Below are 16,394 nucleotides of genomic sequence, written 5' to 3' on the forward strand. Positions count from 1 at the left end.
TTCTTTATACGTTCACTGCTTGGAAGGGTGTCAGGAGGAGAAGGTAGAACTCTGTCTGGTGTGGCTGGTGCGGTTACTTGATGTCTTCCCGTAGTGAGTTTATCGTGTGAATTTCTTTGATACCTGGTTTCCCGAGTTGTTCGTTTATCTTCGCGACGCTGCGGTGATTATGCCCACTGGGGAGGTCGTCGACTTTCTTGCTTAATTTTTCGAGGAGGGTTATTGCTTCGTCGTGACTTTCAACGACCCAGATGGCATCTCCATATCCTTCTTTGAGGGCTTCGTAGTCTTCGTGAACATGGCCAATATGCTCCGGAGTGATTTCAATTTCGATGAGTCGGTGTCTGTCCGTTGGGGATTCTTTCGTGGGTTTCGCGAAGACGTCGGTCTTGTTGTTGCCGTTGTTAATGTCTCCGTAGAGTTCAACGTCGTAGTTTAACTGCCTGAAGCGTTCTGCGGCGAGTCGGACTCCGAGGTGGTGCTCTGCACTTTCGTTACCGAGCTCTCCACCTTCCGCTGGTGAGCGTGATTTCCCATCAGCAAGGAGTTCTCCCTCTTTCGTCGGGACGTAGTAGACTTTGTTCTGCCCGATAGTAACCTTCTCGACGAGGCCTTCATCGGTGAGATATTTGGCGTGCTCGCTGTGGTGTAGTTTCGTCATCGGAAGATGGAGACTGTATGTTTCTATTTCTCCATGGAGTGCGTCGAAGATTGTCTTGAGGAATACCTCCTGTTCGCTGTTCAGAACTCCATCATCACTACTGCTGTTGTTGTCGGTGGTTCCGTTGTTACTATCGCTGCTGTCGTCGTCGTCCGAGGTGAAACTCGTGCCAGCGGTTGAATTGATGTACTTACTGTCTCTGTTCAGGCAGTGTCGATCTCGGCTGCGTTCTCGGATGAGGTCTGATTTTGCGGTGACGTTGAACGGGCCCTCGCTGTGTCCTGGAGGGATTGGGAGCGGTTTCAACGTCAGGATTTCTGGCTTCTGTTTATGGAATCCTGTCGATGGAAGCTGGACAACCCATTCCCCACGGCGGAGGCCAGCGATACGGTCTTTGATCTCCTCGGTGTCGAGATCTTCATGGAACAAGGAGTTCGCGAGGAGGTCGTCCGTCGCGATGTTCCCGATGATCTTCGTGTTGACGTTGTTCAGGATTTCCTGGTAGGCACGCCGATTCGCTTGTGGATCTTCACCAAGCACCTGCTCGGGGTACTGCATGATGAGTCCCAACGAGAGGTTGAACTCGCGGCCTTTCGGAAGGAGTTCGTTGTAGACGATTTCATTTCGTGCGACGTTCGCTGACTCTTCAATGATGACGTTCGCGATGTAATCCTCGTCGTTTGGTGTCCAGAGTGACTGCACCGATGTCCACAGATGTGAGAGGAACAGGACTGTGAACACTTCGCTGCTCTCCCCGCGAAGGTTCCCGGTGTCGACAAGCAGAACCTTGTCACCGTTGAGGATGTTCTTCAGGTCGAGCATCGAGATGTCCGACCGCGCGTACCAGTCTTTGTCGTCGTTCCAGTGCTCTTCTGGGATTTCGAAGGAGAGCATGTCCCAGATGAAGTCTCGTTCCTTGAGCTTGCGAATCCGGTTCAGGACTGCGTCGGTCGTGTTCATGAACTGCCGTTCATCCTTCTCAAGGTGAGACTTCAGGAACCCACGCACCTGGTCGTCTTCCACGGCAGGTAGTGCTTTGTCGATGTTTTCCTGCTTGGCGCTTTCAAGGTCGTCGATGGCTCGTCCGTAGTGCTGGAACTCTTGAGCTGCGTCCAGCAAGTCACCGATCGTGAAGTGCGCGGAGCCGTTTTCCTCGTCGAATAACGCTTTGATGAGATTCGTGAGAATCTCATTTGCAACGAATGCTTGGTCGACCTTCTCTCGCCCGAGGACGAACCGGAGAAGCTGGAAGTAGTGGTCGATGATGTCTTGGATTGCTGTTTCACGTTCCCGTCCGGCGGAGCGAGTGAGTGGGCGCAGGTCGAAGAATGGGATGCCGGGAATGTTCCCGTCTTCCTCGGGAACTTTGATGTACTCGACGTCGTCAAGGTCGCCGAAGAGTGTGCGGTGGCATCGGAGGTAGTTCCGACACATCTCTCCACCTTTCGGGTCGACGAGGATGGTTGGCCCGTTCAGGTTTTCGTGGGTGGTGAGCATGTCGTTGAGCGTTGCGACTGTCTTCCCGCTGCCGGTGGTTGCGGCGCGGATGTAATGATGCGTGAGGTCGCCCGCAGACAGGGAGAGTGCGTCTCGCTTGTTGAGTTCAGTCCACCATTCGTTCACACTATCGATGGCGCTGAGTTCGGTGATGTCGTCGGCGTTTTCGCGGAGGGCTGTGACTGCGTGACCGATGGTCATGCCGTCAGAGAATTCCTTGAACACTTCCTCGTTGGGGGAGGTGAGTGCTGACTGTGCTTTCGGTTTGCCACCTGTTCCGCCACGGCTGGCTTTCGGGAGTGCGTCGATCGAGGGGACTGTGATGAAGCTGGCGAGCTCCTCGATGTTGCAGACGAGGATTGGTTTCCGCCGGGTTACCATCTCCATCCCGTTCGGGTACGTGATGGCGTGGTTGAGCATTCGCTTGTACTCGCTTTCGTTCGTGCCGAGGTGCTTCCCGTCGATGGAGTAGAACTGCCCACTCATCTGGTTGAGTGAGTGTTGGAGGTTTTCCGCGGTTTGTTCGGACTGTGCGGCTGCTCGGAGGGAGACGTTGTAGGTGTGGCTGGGGTTTTTCAAGTCGATTTGCCCCATTCGGCTCTGTCCAACACGCTGCCCGTCAACCTGCGAGTCCATGATAGACCCCCCGATCGCTTCGGGTGTGTCGCTCCGGTGGCGTTCCTTTCTCTCCTTGTCAGACACACCAACTACGGCATCGACAATACTCCGACCGACCATTCCAGGGAGTGTGTGAACGCCGCGTTTGAGGCGGCCTTTCTGTCGCTGTGCTTTCGGCGACCAGTCCGAGCGTGGTTCGAAGACGGCCTGGAAGAGGACTGCACCGTCGCTTTGAATGATTGTTTCGAGAAGGTTTGACAGCGGTGAGCGATTGGTTGCTTCGGTGTCGAAGCGAGTGAGCATCGTCATCCAATCTTTCCGTCGTTCTTCGACACCTTCGAAGCGGACCATGTGTGGAACGCCCTCGAAGACGTCTGTGATGTCGAAGTCGTGGCGGTCGAATTCGAAGTTTTCTGGGTACTGCGAGCGCGTTGTACTTTCTAAGCGGTCGCAGTTTGCGTCGCCACGTTCACCAGGTCCGAGGAAGAACTTGAACTGAGCTTCGTTCTCGGGTTTGTAGATGATGAACTCGAAGTTCGACACGCCTTCGATACTATCGACGTGGAGTTCCATGTCGAGTGGGAGTTTTCGACCGGTGCCGTACCGGTGGAGGCCATACAGTTCTCGGGTGACGGTTTCTGAATTTACTTCTTCGCGGACGGGCGTGATTTGGATGTATTCTTGGCTCGCTTCGATTTCCTCGATAAACTCCTCCGGATCGTCCATCTCCTCACTTAATTTTTTGTTTTGCTTGGAGGAGTCGTCTTGATGTTCTTCGGAGGGATCTGGCATAGTTGTTGATCCTCGACCCGGTGTTAATTAACTTGTCCTCAGAGTTAGCATAGTATAATAATCTAAGTTATATGTTTGGGGGAAAGTACGCCAAGGCCCGAAGAGAAACTGTAGTTAGAAATTGATCCCATCGGTAGTTAGCACTTTTTCTCGTTGACCAATAACGCATCCCGCTTGAACCGTTCACGACAACCGTCGCGGTTGAACCCGGTGTCCGCGTATACCTCGTGACTCGCCCAATTATGGACGTAGTTCAGCACCGGTGTCAGACCCAAGTAGACGAGGCTGTCGGGATCCGTCTCCGCCGCGTCGTTCTGAAGTCACTGGAGAGGCAAGGGAGGCGTTTCCTGGAGGTCCTCGGTATGACCGACTAGCGGTGCGTAGCAGCCTCACATGAAGATGCTGCCGGTCAACGATGGCAGCTAGTCGCCCTCAAGATTTCTGAGTACAGGCGTCGGACTCGGCGTCGAACTCTTTTGGTAACCTACCATGCGTCGCTGGTCGCCTCGGCAGCGTCGATGGCCGCACGTCAATCTAGCTCGGGAGCGTACACGTACTCCTTGTAACAAGTGGTTTGTCCTAAGTCAACTGCGACGGGCACGGTGGCCCGCGGCTTGTCAGTGGACTCACCACGTCATACCCGAAGGACTTTCGGGCGTTCACAGGTCGGCATCCCTGACCTTGGGGGCCGGTTGAGGGCGGCCCGTGGCCGGTGACAACTGTTGGCCGCCGACCACTACCAGACTAGTGGGATGGGATTCACTAAAAGACTGGTATGATGCAGCGAGTGTCGGCTTCCTCCCCACCCACGGTGGGGCGGGGAATCCGCCTTGGTTTTCTTTTGAAGTCTACTTACTAGACCCAGAAGATGCAGTTAATGCTCGATTGTACAACTTCTTCCACTATACCACAACATCACCTAAGCGTGGTTGCTTGTCGAATACGAGACAAGCGACGGCGAGAACGGTCTTTGGGCGGAGTGCCCCAGCTGCGAGGAGGTCGTCGCGCCTGAGTGAAACGCAGTCGTTGAGTGGTCTACAGGCGGCGGAGGCTGAATGCCGAGGAGCTTGTCTCCGGGAGCGATTCACGGGGGTCGGTTCGGATGGTTCGGGTACTGTAGGTGCCGAAAATTGCCGCGAGTAGCCCCATCGGGAGATAGCGAAGGCGAGTGGGGGTGGCTGTGGAAAATATTAGAGTATCCAGAAAGTACACATAACGAGAGTAACCACTACCGTGTGTATCGCCGAGTTGGCGCCAGAATTGAGACCGCTGCCGCCATATTACCTGTCACCACCCTTCGCCCTCCACCCCCATGGAGGAGCACCGGCGATACAACTCTTCACCGTTTTCGACTACACTGCAAAACCCCCTCATTCTGAGAAGTTACTCCCCGTATTACCGCAAATCGGCGTGGATCAGTCCGACCGAAATAAGGAGAATTGAGGATGCGGGCGGCAGTCGTAGCCGGTTCGTCGAGGGACGCAGTACCTCGCGGTTGAGGGTATCGGCGAGCAGTTCCAGAAGTGGCACTTCGATGACCTGCTGGGCTGGCACGAGGCCACCGTCCCTCGCCGAACCGTTCGTGACGAGCTCATCATCCAGCTCACGCAGTCGCCTTCGACGTCAACGGAGCGGGCAGGTGAAAAAGCAGCCAGCGAGCCAGATACCTTCGTCGTGAAGCCAGTTCGAGAGCTCCGAACGCCGTAGCAGCTAGCCTTAACCAACATTCTCGGCCGATACCGACACGATGTTGGTTAACGCTGGGGTTGGATCTACTCCCTTGCTCCCACCCTCCACCCTACTCCTCGAGTGAGTGAATCATAGCGCCCGGGCGATCCGAGGAGGTATCGAATCTGTACGCCATGAGTTGTTTGTCGGCGTCCCCAGAACGCAGAGCGTTCTGGTGTGCGAACGAGAACGCTGTTTCTCGTGCACGCTGATAGGCGTGCAGCGTGCGACCGTGCGCGGCGTGACTCACCATGCCTGGTCCCGATCCGCACAACGATACGAGTCGCGACTACGAACAGTTCGAGAAAGCGCAGCTTGCCCAGGACCGCGACGCCGCCGGCGTCGACACGGCGGACGTCGACGATACGACGGCCCAGAACCTGGTTAACGACCTCGTCGACGCGGACGTCGTCACACCCATCCCTGAGGACCGTGTTCTGGTTCACAAGCTGAGCGGCACCACGTTCGACTCATCGACGCAGTTAGCTGTCTTCCACCGTGGCTGGACGGCCGGCCGCGACGCCGACGCGGAGGGCGAGTGATGCAGCAAACCCTCGTTGGCTGTGCGTTCTGCGATGCGCTCCCCAGCGCAGACTTAGGCCAGGCCCGTACGTGGGGGAAAGACGACCTCGTTACGCATCCGATCTGCATCGACTGTGCAATCCAGGAGCGACCTGATTCCGAGGAATTCGATCACCACGCCTGCGACGAGTGTGGACGCATCGTCGATACGCTGCCGGCACTCACGTCCTTCCGCGTCGAACTCGGCCACCTCGACGGAACAGTACACCTCTGTGTCCGCTGTAGTCCTGGTGGGCCCGCGACGTACTGGACGCGCGACCTCGAAGAGCATCTCGTTGCTGACATAAACTCCGAATAGGCCTGCCCCAGTGCGCTCCACTGGTTCAGTACGTCCGGAAAATAGATTCGGGGATATGCATCCAGCCCTACGAGGGAACTCAATCCGGTTGTCGAGATCCCGAAAGGGCTCAGTCCAACATGGCCTCGATATCCCATTCGGTCTTCTCGTTGCGGACCTGAATTTGCTCCCAGGCTTCCTCGGCACTACAGTCCGCTTCGACGCCTCGTTCGTAGAGCCCAGCAGCATCCTCACGCATGGTATTCAATTTCATCTCCGGTGTCCGGAGATAAGAATATGCGGCCATTTTCGCAGGCGATTAGTCCGACTCATCAGACTCTGTGTTTCCAAGGTCTGTGGATTCGAATTCCTCTTCCCACTGCGGACGGGCCGGCCCCGGCACTTCCGTCGCGAGAGTCCGAAGTTCCTGCTCCGAAAACCAGGGGAAACAGCGGTCGTGGAGTTCGTATTTCCGAAACAGATTCAGGTGGACCCAACTGTAGGATGCGATTTCTCCGAGAGCATCCCGGTCACGGTCGCGAAGCGCATCAACGACCTCCTGTTCGGTGATATCGATATCAAAGGTTTGCGCTTCACTGACGAGTGCTTTCAGCTCTCGTCGTTTCGTCTCATCGTCAGCGTCTGGTGCATAGTATATCTGAATGGCAGCGTCGATCACGTCCGCCTTCGACTCAAGGGCATCTCGCGTCAAGCCCGTATAATCCCGGGGGAACATCCAACCTTTCTCGAAGTAGGGACGCTGATCGAGCAGCCCCAATTCGGGGCTTTCACCGCCACTCTCCTTCTCGTAGACGCCAACGAGGTGGTCCGCGAACTCGGCGAGAGCGTGAAACTTGATGAGGAACGACGGCACGACACGCGTGTCTGGATCAGCGGTGTCACCGATGAGTGTGGCTTCAGCGTCGATGGGTTTGCTGAGTTCGTACGCCATCGCTCGGAGCCGAACCTCGTAGTCGCCGCGATAACTGCCGAACACAAGATAGGTCGTGATGCCCGCCTGGGTGAACGCGGGCACAGCCTCGTTGATGAACCGGGCAACCTCTGATCGATCCGGTCGCGGAACCGCAACGCCGTGAAGTGCCCGATCCACGGCGGCTTTCACGCGTCGCCAGCGGTCCTTTCGCGTCTCCTCAGTCACAGTGGGTGCTTCTCAGGCAACGGTGTTAGGTCTTGCTAACTACGTCGGGATTTCCTCTCTAAATCGTCATGGTACACCCGAACAGTTACAATCGTTCAGGAAGTAGAACTTCATATGAGCGAACGGACGGACACGCCGGCACCGGCAGACGCACACGCTGATACGGTATTCGACGTCGGTAGTGCTGACGCCTATGAGAAACAGCGGCGCGTCCACCGGTTTCTCTCGCAGGAGACACGAAACCACATTATCCAGGTGCTCCTCGGCCATCCGTCACACCTCGCCTCGATCACGGAGCTTGACTACTTCATCCCGAAGAGCCGGTCAACGATTCGCGAACAGCTCGACAACCTCGCGGATCGAAACATCGTCTCGAAGTACCATCACGAGCCGAACGAAGGTGAACGCGGCCTGCCGACAGACTTCTGGGGACCTACCGAATTCGGCGTCGAACTGCTCTACGAGTACAAATATCTCCGTGGGGTCCCAATCATGCGGTCGCTCCACGACCACACGGCGTTGACTGAACAGGTCGAACGCCACCTCAATGCTGCGCGCCCCGACCTCCCGGAGGCGGTCACAGATGCGCTCGAATTCGACGAGATCGACGTTACAGAGTCGGAATCCGCTGAAGATAGGAGAGCGGCGCTCCAAGAAGGGTCGTTGTTTACTGATGAGACTCCCAAAGAGGAGCGTAGTGAATCCCCAATTGACGATCTCTTCTAGGGGGATACGCGAACTATGCTTCACAAAACTCGGTAGTGCGAACTACAATGCTGGATTCAGAAGAATTTGAAGAAAACCAGCGCGGGAATACAGAGCAACGGCGTACCATGATCAAGCAGTGGGCGGAATACATCCGGACCCACGGTGACGAGGAGTGGTCACGCCAGCAAAACAAACTCATCAACTCCCAGCTGCAGTCGGTGAACGATCTCGCTGAAACTGGTGACACCGATCCGGTCCAATTTGCAAATGTCCGAGATCGACTACAAGACCCAGAATCGGGAACCTAGGTCTCGCTCTTTCGCTCAGAGAACCATATCTTGACAGCCCTGGCGGTATTCTGGAAGACCATGCAGTGTCCGGAATGTGGATCTGACATCACGATAGAGGTTGGGCCAGAGCGGCCACTCTCAATGTCGCTCGTAGAGGCTGTGATTGCTGCTGACGAAGACGACCAAATCGCCTGTTCGCAAAACTGCTGGAACTGTGGCTGGCAGGAGAAGCGCTCGATCCGTATCCAGGCCATCGAGAGAACCGACGGCGATGAGCAGGCCGCCAAACGCGCGTCGCTCATCGACGAGATCGTGAGTGAGGCAAAGGGCATCGAACGTATCACGATGCTCGAGGATGTGCTCGCAGAGGTCCGTCGCCAGCGCCGTCTGGAACCGAACACGTCGAATGCCTCTACTGACGCCACCTTTGATGATAAGCCCGATTCATGACTGTTGATGAGGCGTTCTACGACGTACGGGAGCGAACCGAGAATCCCGCCCACGCGTCCGTCGAAGACGTCTGTGAACTCGTTCGCAAGCGAGCCCAGGATCCCCGTGACGATCACATGAATGCGCATTTCGACGAGGCCATGGCAGATATCGTCGAAAGACACGGGATAGAAACTGTTCAAACCGTGATCCGCCGTATCCTCGTCGAGCACTACCCGTTCCGCACTGCGACAGTTGACCTCGAAATGCGCAACGTCGATGGTGTCTGGATCGGCACCGCAGCCACCGGATACCTCCGAGAGCTAAACTCGGAACAAGACAGCTGAGGCCTCTCCACTGAAAGCCCTCGGCCGCTCGACGTCCCGCGACCACGTGAGACTGCGTCTCGCTTGCTCCCGTTCGCTCCGCTCACGGGAACCCCGCTGCGCGCCTCGTTCCTGCGGTGCTTGCGGGGTCGGGAGACGACCGAGACGGCCTCGCCCTTTCTGAGTCCACCGGGCTGTCGGCTAGTTCATCGAGCGCCGGATTCGGTTGAACGAGGTTTCTCTATGGCCCGCCCCGCTTGCCGCATGCCGCCCTCCGCGTCGTTCGCGACCGACCATTCCGGGCGTGTGGGCGCTCTCCGCACCGCCCGCGCCCGTTCCGGGCTAAAATGAATCTGGTCTCGACGCCAGCGGGTAAGCGCGAGGGGTTGCGCGGCGTGGCTGCTCACCACCTACTGATTGATCTTTAGCTGAGGACACAGCGGAAATAGACATACGATATCAATTCTGCCGCAGAACCCGAACGAACTAATAGAATGATATCGGAGCCAGTTTAGAGGCTATTCGACTCGACGAGAGTCCCAGTCGCAGTCGGAATTACTCGCCCACCGACCTCTACCCGAATCGAATCTGCAGTTGTCTGCCCACGTAGATACAGTAGTGAGGGTCGGTTCACTTCATATCCTTGTTCGACACGTACGTCGATCTCAGACGTGTCGAAGTACTGGTGCTCAGTAAGGTATGCAGCGAGACACCCATTCGAAGCACCAGTCGCAGGATCCTCAGGGATACCGAAAAACTCTGCAAACACTCGGACGTTGAGCTCGTTTTCTGGTTCGTATGTCTCCGGAGCGAACACGAGGAGATTCCGTACTCCGTACTGATCAACCAATTCCGAATACACTTCATCATTAGTCTCGGCCTCCTTCACCGCACTTAGCGATTCAACTGGCACAATTAGTGTCGGAACGCCAGTTGAGATAATCTGGGCTGGGAACTGGTCATCCAGAACGTCAGCTGGTAGGGAAACCGCGTCCGCCGCCCTCGCAGGCTCAATTATTTCATCGAACGTTGGTTCCGGGTGCTCCATTAGTAAGATTTCATCACCAGTAGCTGTTTTTTCGACTGAAACGGGGATTGCGCCGACTTGTTCGTGTAACACTAGTTCATCATCGGAAAGTCCGAGCCGCTCTCGGAGAACGTACGCCGTACCGAGCGTGGGGTGGCCGGCGAACGGTAGTTCTGTCGTGGGCGAGAAGATGCGGACCTCGAATCCGTCCGCATGACTTCCATCTGGGTCGATGAATGTTGTCTCTGAGTAGTCGAATTCGTTCGCGATCCGCTGCATTTCTTCGCCGCTCAATTCACCTTCTGGTTGGACAACCGCGAGTTGATTCCCCGTATATTGGCTTTGTGCGAAGACGTCAACGATATCATAGCGGATGTCACTCATACTGCTCACGTATTTACTTACAGAGATTGGGTGATAAGTAGTCTCGTCAGGGCGAGTCTCACTGGTCTCTCTTACTCGGAGTGCGCTTTCTACTCTCCTAATTACGGGCTGTAGAAACCCGAGAAATCAAGCTTGGTATGGTTCTATGATATTTGGTTCAACTGTTTAGTCCGGTAGTGTTTTTGAGCGCCTGCGAAGGATGCAGGCGCGTTCGGTCGTGCCTGCACAGCACAGGTGATTCGGGATGTGTTACCACCGCCAGCGACAGCTGAACCGTCTGATGGAGGCGCGATGATCGATGTCGGTCGAACTGAACGAGATCGAGGAAGCTGAGGTTGAACTGGAGGAGTGGCTAGTCGAACAGGCTGAGAACGGTGCCCCGGATATCGTCCTCATCGGGCTCCTACGGGACTATGCGGACGACATCGAACGCCTCGGTTACGTGCCGCGAATGTGGGGTGAGTCAAAGCGATGAGACGGACCAACACCTTCGAGGTCGTCCCCCGGTCGGAACAAGACGAGGCCGTCCTCCACCGCCTCCTCGATGCGTCAGCCAGCCTTTGGAACCAGCTGACGTATGCGCGCCGGCAGCGATTCTTCGCCGGCGGGAGCGTCTGGGACTGTGAGGAGTACTACGACGAGTACGTCAACGTGCTGAGTGCCGCGACGACCCAACAGGTTACTCAAATCAACGACACTGCGTGGCGGTCGTTCTTCGAAATCTTGGAACAGTCCGATCAGGAGGTACGTCCGCCCGGCTACTGGGGAAATCGTGAGGAGGGACGCGAACTCCGGACGTACCTCCGGAAGGACGCCTACTCCGTGCAGTGGGGAACTCGCTCACGACTGGATCTGCGTATCGGCTCGCAGCTCAAAGACGAGTACGGCTTCGGCCCGTACGAACAGCTATGCGTCCCGGTGCGGGGAGAGCCACCGTGGGACGGGGAACAGGGATACCTCCATCTCACCTACGACGATGTCACCGATACGTACCGGGCTCATCAGCCAGTGTCGGTGCCTGCCGAGGCCCAGGAGACGCCAACCGGAACTGACGTCGCCGCGCTGGATATCGGTGCGAACGTACTCGTCGCGTGTACGACGACGGCGGGCGACCAATACTGGTACAGCGGCCAGGAGCCGTTCCGGCAGTTCCGAGGAACGACCCAGCGCATCGCGGACGCCAAAGCGAAGCTCCCCGAAGATCGACACACAAGCAAGCGAATCCAACGGCTCTATCGGAAGCGGTCTCGACGGCGAGATCACGCGGTGAACGCGCTCCTCCGTGATCTGGTCGAGCGGTTGTATGAAGCTGGCGTCGAAATCATCTATCACGGCGATCTCACCGGCGTCCTTGGCGAGTACTGGTCGGTCGAGGTGAACCTCAAAACGCGTACCTTCTGGGCGCATCGACGATGTCTCGACCAGCTCGCGAACGTCTGCGAGGAGTACGGCATCGAGGTGGCCTCACTCTCCGAAGCGTGGACCTCCCAGACGTGTCCGGAGTGTGGCGAACGCGATCGGACGCGCCGGCATCGCGAGACGCTGCGGTGTCCGTGTAGCTTCGAGGGGCACGCCGACCTCGTCGCGTCGCGGACGCTGCTCGAACAGGCGACGAATACCGCGGTCAGGCCGACGGCACGGCCCGTGCGGTTCCAGTGGGACGACCACCGGTGGTTCCCCGTCAAGGGAGCCACGGTGGGGCCCAACGAATAGCGCACAGACCCGCAAGGTGCCGCCGTGGTGTCGCCGTGCCACCAGTGAGCGGACGCTCCGTGTACGCGGAGTGGATGTCGATCCGCTGGTCGCTCGCTTTTCCAACTGCTAGCGCTTTCAGTAATGCTCTAACTGTTGTCGGTGGAATGGGGGGTTATGTGGGTAGACATTCTCGTGGTCGCAGTCAGTTTGATCGGCTCGTTCCTAATTTCGATGTATACGGTCAACAGTAGAATCGACAAGGAACGGGGGCGTGAGATCGAGCGGTGGTACGTGGATGCGGGTGTGCAAGCGGATTTAGCCAGGAAGGAATACTCGAATGAGGTTCTCAGTGAGAACTCGACCGGGAACGACACGGTGGAGGTTCTCAGAGCACGAGCTGACGAGCTCCAGCAACACGCAGCTGAGGGTCGATATCTTGGGGTGGACGAGTCGATCTGGTCCGCTCTCAGAGATATCGGGATGAACTACCGCTGGATGGCCTCCGAAATAGAGGCTGACGAAACAACGGACTGGTCGGAGCTGACGGACCTCGAAGACGAAATGTGGGAGCTGACGGCGAAAGTATCTGAGAGTATCCCGTCCGAAACGGAGTACTCGGCGGCGCGGAACGATTGGTGGCCGTTCTGGTAGCCACAAGGCGGAAGAGCAATTTCGAGTCAGGGCCCGTTTATTGAGCTGACAAGACCCTCTATCGGCTGGCCGGTGTGTACGATACGGCTCGCACCGCTCGCCGCATTCCGCCCTCCGCGTCGCTCGCGACCGACCATTCCGGGCGGTCTGCCTGCAGTAGCGGGCGGACTGCCGGGCTAAAGTGCATGTGCCCTCGACGCCAGCGGGAAAGCGCGAGGGGTTGCGCGGCGTGGCTGCTCACCCCCCCACGCTTTCTCCGCTGGCCGCTCGCTCCGGGCGGGTCGGCGCGCGGTGCTGGTTGGGGCCACCTCATGCAGGCGCGCTCTCGCTCGCGCCCGGTAGGGCGCTCGCGAAGGCGCGAGCGAGAGCGCGCAGATGGTTCTGTCGGTCGTTGTCGTCGGAAAACCGCGATGTAGAGGCATCGCGGTGTCGGGCGCTGAGCGCCTTCAACGGTACAAGTGAGTACCAATGTCTAGTAACAACTCGAGTCAGAAGGTCGTTACGGTCGATGAACAGGCATTCGAAAAGGCGGGCGGTCAGGCGGTCGATGAAGACGGCTTCCCGGTGGTCGATGAGACGCCGGAGTTCGAGGCCGCGGTCGAGCAGGAAACGCAGGCGAAGGTGGATGCGAACCACCCGGACGGGATCGCGGACACGAGCGAGGACCGGATTCACGGTGTCACCCTCGAACAGGAGGAGCGCATTCAGGCGCGGGAAGCCGAACTGGAGCGCATCAGTGCCCAGGCCGAGCTGGGAACGCAGAACGGTCGGGAGGAACGGACGCGGGAGGTCGCCTCGCAAGGAAGTACGAAGCGGCGCCGGGAGTTCAAGAAGCGTGCCGCGAGCGTGGACCCGATGGCCGACCCCGAACGGGATGATCCCCGAGCGGAACTCTCCCAGGATGAACTGGCGACGGTGAACACGGAGGCAGACCGACTCGCGACGCGGGTGGATGGCTGGTCGCGCGCGGCGATCAGTCGACGCCTGGCCGAAGCGGTCGTCGACGGCACGGACATGACGAGTGCGGTCGTGCGGGTGTTCGAGGAGTTGCAGACGGCCCCGGGGGGCACCGTGCCCATCGACGCCCTCGAGGACGTCGATCGCAGCACGGTCACGATCAAAGGCCGTGTGAAGACCCTCTGGGACAGTGATTCACCGGCCATCCAGCAAGTCGGGCTGATCGCGGACGAGAGCGGGCAAACGAAGGTGACGATCTGGAAGGCATCGGACGCGCCGTGGATCGAGGAAGGCGAGACGGTGCGCATCCACAAAGCGGCCACGAACTGGTACGAGGGCCGGATCTCGGTGGCCGTGACGGGGTGGAGCATCATCCACTTCCCGGAGCGCGGCCGGTGGTGGGAAGCATAGCCAGTCGGAGCAGCCTTCTTTTTTTGCTGTGTGCCGGACCGACCCAGACCCCACCGCCCCACCCTCCGCTCCGTGCTCGCTTCGCTGCGCGCGCAGCCACGACCTCGAGACCCGGTCTGAGATTTATCCCTGAAACCGGGGGAAACGGTGCGCGACCGGGCGTGTTTGTCCCACCCCACGAGGGGTGCGGGCGTGCCCAACGCTCGGAGCTACGCATGAAAGTCGAAGGAGACTACACGTGTGACATCTGCGGCGAATCGTTCGAAACGAACGTCGAGATTGCCGGACATATGCGTTCCCATCAGGTATCGATACCTGCTGAAACGATCATCGACGAACTGCAGCGACTAGCCGAAGAGAAGGGACGAGTTCCAAAACAATCGGAGATCGAAGAAGAGACTGAATTCACAAAAGGCGCAGTGCGCTCAACGTTTGGGAGCTGTGACGAGGGATTGGAAGCTGCCGGACTTGAACCTCGAACAAACGGATATAGCGACGCAGAGATCATCGAGGAGCTACAACGAGTCGCCAGCCAGATCGGGCATTCGCCCTCACGAAACGAGTGGCGAGAATTGGGGCGTATCTCAGCCAACGCTGTCCAGACTCATTTCGGGTCGTGGAACGAGGGCCTCAGAGCAGCTGACTTAGAGACGACCACACAGCAGACCGCCACAAAGGAAGATGTCATCGAGGCGATTCAGAACCTCGCCGCAGAACTCGGACGACCACCGAAAGCCCAAGAGATGGAACAGCACGGAGCGTGGTCGGTGAAAGTCGCCCAGCGATGCTTCGGCCGCTGGAATCGCGCGTTGCGCCGTGCAGGGTTCGAACCCCACAAACAATGGAGTGTCAGTGAAGAACAACTCCATCGAGAGATCGAGCGCTTAGTCGATGAGCTAGGCCATGTCCCATCAACTATCGAGATGCGCGACTCTGGTCGCTACTCAGTTGGATCCTATGCCCGTCGGTATGGGACCTGGCAAGACGCCATCGAAGCGGCCGGGTTCGAGTATCCCGGCCGGCCAAGTGGCCCAGAGCATCCGCTCTGGAAGGGCGGCTACGGAGACATTTCGTACGGACCGAACTGGTACAGACAGCGCAAACGTGCTCTAGAACGGGACGGCTTCGAGTGCCAGATGCCGGGCTGTCCGATCGATCGCGAGACCCATCGCGAGCGCTGGGATCGTGACCTGAACGTCCACCACATTACGCCGCTTGGCGCATTCATCGATGCCGACGGCGTCCTCGATTACGAACGGTCGAACCGGCTTGAGAACCTGATTACGCTCTGTCAACGCCACCATACGATGTGGGAAGAGTTCGCTCCACTCCAGCCCGATATTCGCTAACTGCGTACGGTGGTGTTGCTCTGCCCCGGCGATGGGTGGCGGGGCCACCAGCTATCCCGTCCCACTATGACTGATGACACGACACTCACGGCCCGAGAGCGGCTTCGCATCCATATTCGCGAAGCCCGCCGCACGAGCGACTCGCCAATTGTGGAAGCACAGTTAGAGGCCGCACTGGACGCTTGGAACGACCTGCCACCGACACCCCTACAGGAGTGTCCCGTCTGTGGGAAGGTTGGCCTCCCGGAGCGGATTCTACAGCATCAGTGCAACCGATTATAAATCGGTACTGAAGCATTGGATGACTTCACTCAAGACGTTGAATCCAATCGCCTATTGAGAGACCGTAGTAATCGAGCACGAACCGAAGGCCGAGGAATAAACCCAGGAAAGCTCCGAAAAAGTGCGTGACATCATCAGCACCATCCATCATCCCAAGGAGAGCAACCGCTTCTCGAGCCTTCACAAGTCCAAACAAGACGGCAGTGAGATGGAGTATTCGCAGGTCGAGTGTACCCTCATACCCCATTTCGAGTAATCGGCTGATCGAGTGAACGAGTAGCCAAGATGTGAGGCCGAATGTGACTCCACTTGCTCCAACAGATCCTACTGATCCCATCAATAATGGAACCCAAGCCGCAAGATATCCGACCAGAGGATAGAAGAGATAGCATCCGTCTTTAGTTAAGCGAGAAACCGCGTGATAGCGGCGGCTTATCGAGGCATCTTTCGGAAGGAATGAGGAAGTCCAGTCTGTGCACGACAAGGACTCCTCATCTCGGATTATGCGTCGGCTCACTACACTGTTTCCCTCTGAGTTCCTCGAAGAGCACGCCGAGGAACTCGGCGTGGT

The 16,394-nt window shown here is 57.7% G+C and carries 18 protein-coding genes and 1 pseudogene; 14 read left to right on the plus strand and 5 right to left on the minus strand.

Annotation, left to right across the window (positions count from 1 at the left end; translation table 11 throughout):
* Window positions 1-73: 73 nt before the first annotated feature.
* The gene (locus LPA44_RS13525) at window positions 74-3,568 is read right to left on the minus strand and encodes an ATP-binding protein (RefSeq protein WP_230890068.1); all 3,495 of its coding nucleotides are present in this window, start codon (window positions 3,566-3,568) and stop codon (window positions 74-76) included.
* A gap of 929 nt (window positions 3,569-4,497) precedes the next feature.
* Here LPA44_RS13525 and LPA44_RS18445 point away from each other — a divergent pair.
* From LPA44_RS18445 to LPA44_RS13535, 4 genes and pseudogenes are all read left to right on the plus strand, one after another.
* The gene (locus LPA44_RS18445; protein ID WP_442903396.1) at window positions 4,498-4,584 is read left to right on the plus strand and encodes a DUF7837 family putative zinc-binding protein; all 87 of its coding nucleotides are present in this window, start codon (window positions 4,498-4,500) and stop codon (window positions 4,582-4,584) included.
* 463 nt (window positions 4,585-5,047) lie between these two features.
* Window positions 5,048-5,275, plus strand: a pseudogene (locus tag LPA44_RS18450) (hypothetical protein); the annotation flags it as partial.
* A gap of 272 nt (window positions 5,276-5,547) precedes the next feature.
* A complete protein-coding gene (locus LPA44_RS13530) occupies window positions 5,548-5,838 on the plus strand; it encodes a hypothetical protein (RefSeq protein ID WP_230890069.1) in 291 nt (96 codons plus the stop codon).
* The gene (locus LPA44_RS13535; RefSeq protein ID WP_230890070.1) at window positions 5,838-6,176 is read left to right on the plus strand and encodes a DUF7558 family protein; all 339 of its coding nucleotides are present in this window, start codon (window positions 5,838-5,840) and stop codon (window positions 6,174-6,176) included. The genes LPA44_RS13530 and LPA44_RS13535 overlap by 1 nt, the downstream gene beginning before the upstream one ends.
* A gap of 109 nt (window positions 6,177-6,285) precedes the next feature.
* On the opposite strand, the gene LPA44_RS18135 is transcribed toward LPA44_RS13535, so the two are convergent.
* Window positions 6,286-6,414 carry a hypothetical protein gene (locus LPA44_RS18135; protein WP_259371300.1) on the minus strand — a complete coding sequence of 43 codons (129 nt, stop codon included), beginning with the start codon at window positions 6,412-6,414 and terminating at the stop codon, window positions 6,286-6,288.
* A 60-nt stretch (window positions 6,415-6,474) separates the two neighbouring features.
* Window positions 6,475-7,278 carry a hypothetical protein gene (locus LPA44_RS13540; RefSeq protein ID WP_230890071.1) on the minus strand — a complete coding sequence of 268 codons (804 nt, stop codon included), beginning with the start codon at window positions 7,276-7,278 and terminating at the stop codon, window positions 6,475-6,477.
* 150 nt (window positions 7,279-7,428) lie between these two features.
* Between LPA44_RS13540 and LPA44_RS13545 the strand changes: the two genes are divergently transcribed.
* From LPA44_RS13545 to LPA44_RS13560, 4 genes are all read left to right on the plus strand, one after another.
* Entirely contained in the window at window positions 7,429-8,040 is a 612-nt protein-coding gene (locus tag LPA44_RS13545) for a hypothetical protein (RefSeq protein WP_010904228.1), read from the plus strand.
* A 47-nt stretch (window positions 8,041-8,087) separates the two neighbouring features.
* Window positions 8,088-8,330, plus strand: a complete 243-nt coding sequence (locus tag LPA44_RS13550) for a hypothetical protein (protein ID WP_010904227.1) — start codon at window positions 8,088-8,090, stop codon at window positions 8,328-8,330.
* A gap of 123 nt (window positions 8,331-8,453) precedes the next feature.
* A complete protein-coding gene (locus LPA44_RS13555) occupies window positions 8,454-8,762 on the plus strand; it encodes a hypothetical protein (protein ID WP_230890072.1) in 309 nt (102 codons plus the stop codon).
* A complete protein-coding gene (locus tag LPA44_RS13560; protein ID WP_058984766.1) occupies window positions 8,759-9,088 on the plus strand; it encodes a hypothetical protein in 330 nt (109 codons plus the stop codon). The genes LPA44_RS13555 and LPA44_RS13560 overlap by 4 nt, the downstream gene beginning before the upstream one ends.
* 490 nt (window positions 9,089-9,578) lie before the next feature.
* On the opposite strand, the gene LPA44_RS13565 is transcribed toward LPA44_RS13560, so the two are convergent.
* Window positions 9,579-10,478: a PhzF family phenazine biosynthesis protein gene (locus tag LPA44_RS13565; protein WP_230890073.1), complete on the minus strand. Its 900-nt coding sequence runs from the start codon at window positions 10,476-10,478 to the stop codon at window positions 9,579-9,581.
* A gap of 298 nt (window positions 10,479-10,776) precedes the next feature.
* On the opposite strand from LPA44_RS13565, the gene LPA44_RS13570 reads away from it, so the two are divergent.
* From LPA44_RS13570 to LPA44_RS13595, 6 genes are all read left to right on the plus strand, one after another.
* On the plus strand, window positions 10,777-10,953 hold the full coding sequence (locus LPA44_RS13570; RefSeq protein ID WP_230890074.1) for a hypothetical protein: 177 nt from the start codon (window positions 10,777-10,779) through the stop codon (window positions 10,951-10,953).
* Window positions 10,950-12,191, plus strand: a complete 1,242-nt coding sequence (locus tag LPA44_RS13575; RefSeq protein ID WP_230890075.1) for an RNA-guided endonuclease InsQ/TnpB family protein — start codon at window positions 10,950-10,952, stop codon at window positions 12,189-12,191. The genes LPA44_RS13570 and LPA44_RS13575 overlap by 4 nt, the downstream gene beginning before the upstream one ends.
* A 156-nt stretch (window positions 12,192-12,347) precedes the next feature.
* Window positions 12,348-12,824, plus strand: coding sequence for a hypothetical protein (locus tag LPA44_RS13580; protein ID WP_230890076.1), 477 nt, complete (start codon window positions 12,348-12,350; stop codon window positions 12,822-12,824).
* Between the two features lie 468 nt (window positions 12,825-13,292).
* Window positions 13,293-14,192, plus strand: a complete 900-nt coding sequence (locus tag LPA44_RS13585) for a DNA-binding protein (RefSeq protein ID WP_230890077.1) — start codon at window positions 13,293-13,295, stop codon at window positions 14,190-14,192.
* A 215-nt stretch (window positions 14,193-14,407) separates the two neighbouring features.
* A complete protein-coding gene (locus LPA44_RS13590; RefSeq protein ID WP_230890078.1) occupies window positions 14,408-15,541 on the plus strand; it encodes a homing endonuclease associated repeat-containing protein in 1,134 nt (377 codons plus the stop codon).
* 66 nt (window positions 15,542-15,607) lie between these two features.
* On the plus strand, window positions 15,608-15,823 hold the full coding sequence (locus LPA44_RS13595) for a hypothetical protein (protein ID WP_230890079.1): 216 nt from the start codon (window positions 15,608-15,610) through the stop codon (window positions 15,821-15,823).
* A 25-nt stretch (window positions 15,824-15,848) separates the two neighbouring features.
* Here the strand turns inward: LPA44_RS13595 and LPA44_RS13600 are convergent, their stop codons facing one another.
* Window positions 15,849-16,340 (minus strand): rhomboid family intramembrane serine protease, encoded by a 492-nt coding sequence (locus LPA44_RS13600; RefSeq protein ID WP_330166502.1) that lies wholly within the window; start codon window positions 16,338-16,340, stop codon window positions 15,849-15,851.
* Window positions 16,341-16,394 lie beyond the last annotated feature (54 nt).

It is taken from the genome of Halobacterium sp. KA-4, assembly GCF_021028995.1.
Lineage (GTDB): Archaea > Halobacteriota > Halobacteria > Halobacteriales > Halobacteriaceae > Halobacterium.

Excerpts from the sequence above, each read along its gene's own strand:
- LPA44_RS13525 (WP_230890068.1), bottom strand. The coding sequence starts at position 3,568 with ATGCCAGATCCCTCCGAAGAACATCAAGACGACTCCTCCAAGCAAAAC.
- LPA44_RS13530 (WP_230890069.1), top strand. The coding sequence starts at position 5,548 with ATGCCTGGTCCCGATCCGCACAACGATACGAGTCGCGACTACGAACAG.
- LPA44_RS13535 (WP_230890070.1), top strand. The coding sequence starts at position 5,838 with ATGCAGCAAACCCTCGTTGGCTGTGCGTTCTGCGATGCGCTCCCCAGC.
- LPA44_RS18135 (WP_259371300.1), bottom strand. The coding sequence starts at position 6,414 with ATGCGTGAGGATGCTGCTGGGCTCTACGAACGAGGCGTCGAAGCGGAC.
- LPA44_RS13545 (WP_010904228.1), top strand. The coding sequence starts at position 7,429 with ATGAGCGAACGGACGGACACGCCGGCACCGGCAGACGCACACGCTGAT.
- LPA44_RS13550 (WP_010904227.1), top strand. The coding sequence starts at position 8,088 with ATGCTGGATTCAGAAGAATTTGAAGAAAACCAGCGCGGGAATACAGAG.
- LPA44_RS13555 (WP_230890072.1), top strand. The coding sequence starts at position 8,454 with ATGTCGCTCGTAGAGGCTGTGATTGCTGCTGACGAAGACGACCAAATC.
- LPA44_RS13560 (WP_058984766.1), top strand. The coding sequence starts at position 8,759 with ATGACTGTTGATGAGGCGTTCTACGACGTACGGGAGCGAACCGAGAAT.
- LPA44_RS13565 (WP_230890073.1), bottom strand. The coding sequence starts at position 10,478 with ATGAGTGACATCCGCTATGATATCGTTGACGTCTTCGCACAAAGCCAA.
- LPA44_RS13570 (WP_230890074.1), top strand. The coding sequence starts at position 10,777 with ATGTCGGTCGAACTGAACGAGATCGAGGAAGCTGAGGTTGAACTGGAG.
- LPA44_RS13575 (WP_230890075.1), top strand. The coding sequence starts at position 10,950 with ATGAGACGGACCAACACCTTCGAGGTCGTCCCCCGGTCGGAACAAGAC.
- LPA44_RS13580 (WP_230890076.1), top strand. The coding sequence starts at position 12,348 with ATGTGGGTAGACATTCTCGTGGTCGCAGTCAGTTTGATCGGCTCGTTC.
- LPA44_RS13585 (WP_230890077.1), top strand. The coding sequence starts at position 13,293 with ATGTCTAGTAACAACTCGAGTCAGAAGGTCGTTACGGTCGATGAACAG.
- LPA44_RS13590 (WP_230890078.1), top strand. The coding sequence starts at position 14,408 with ATGAAAGTCGAAGGAGACTACACGTGTGACATCTGCGGCGAATCGTTC.
- LPA44_RS13595 (WP_230890079.1), top strand. The coding sequence starts at position 15,608 with ATGACTGATGACACGACACTCACGGCCCGAGAGCGGCTTCGCATCCAT.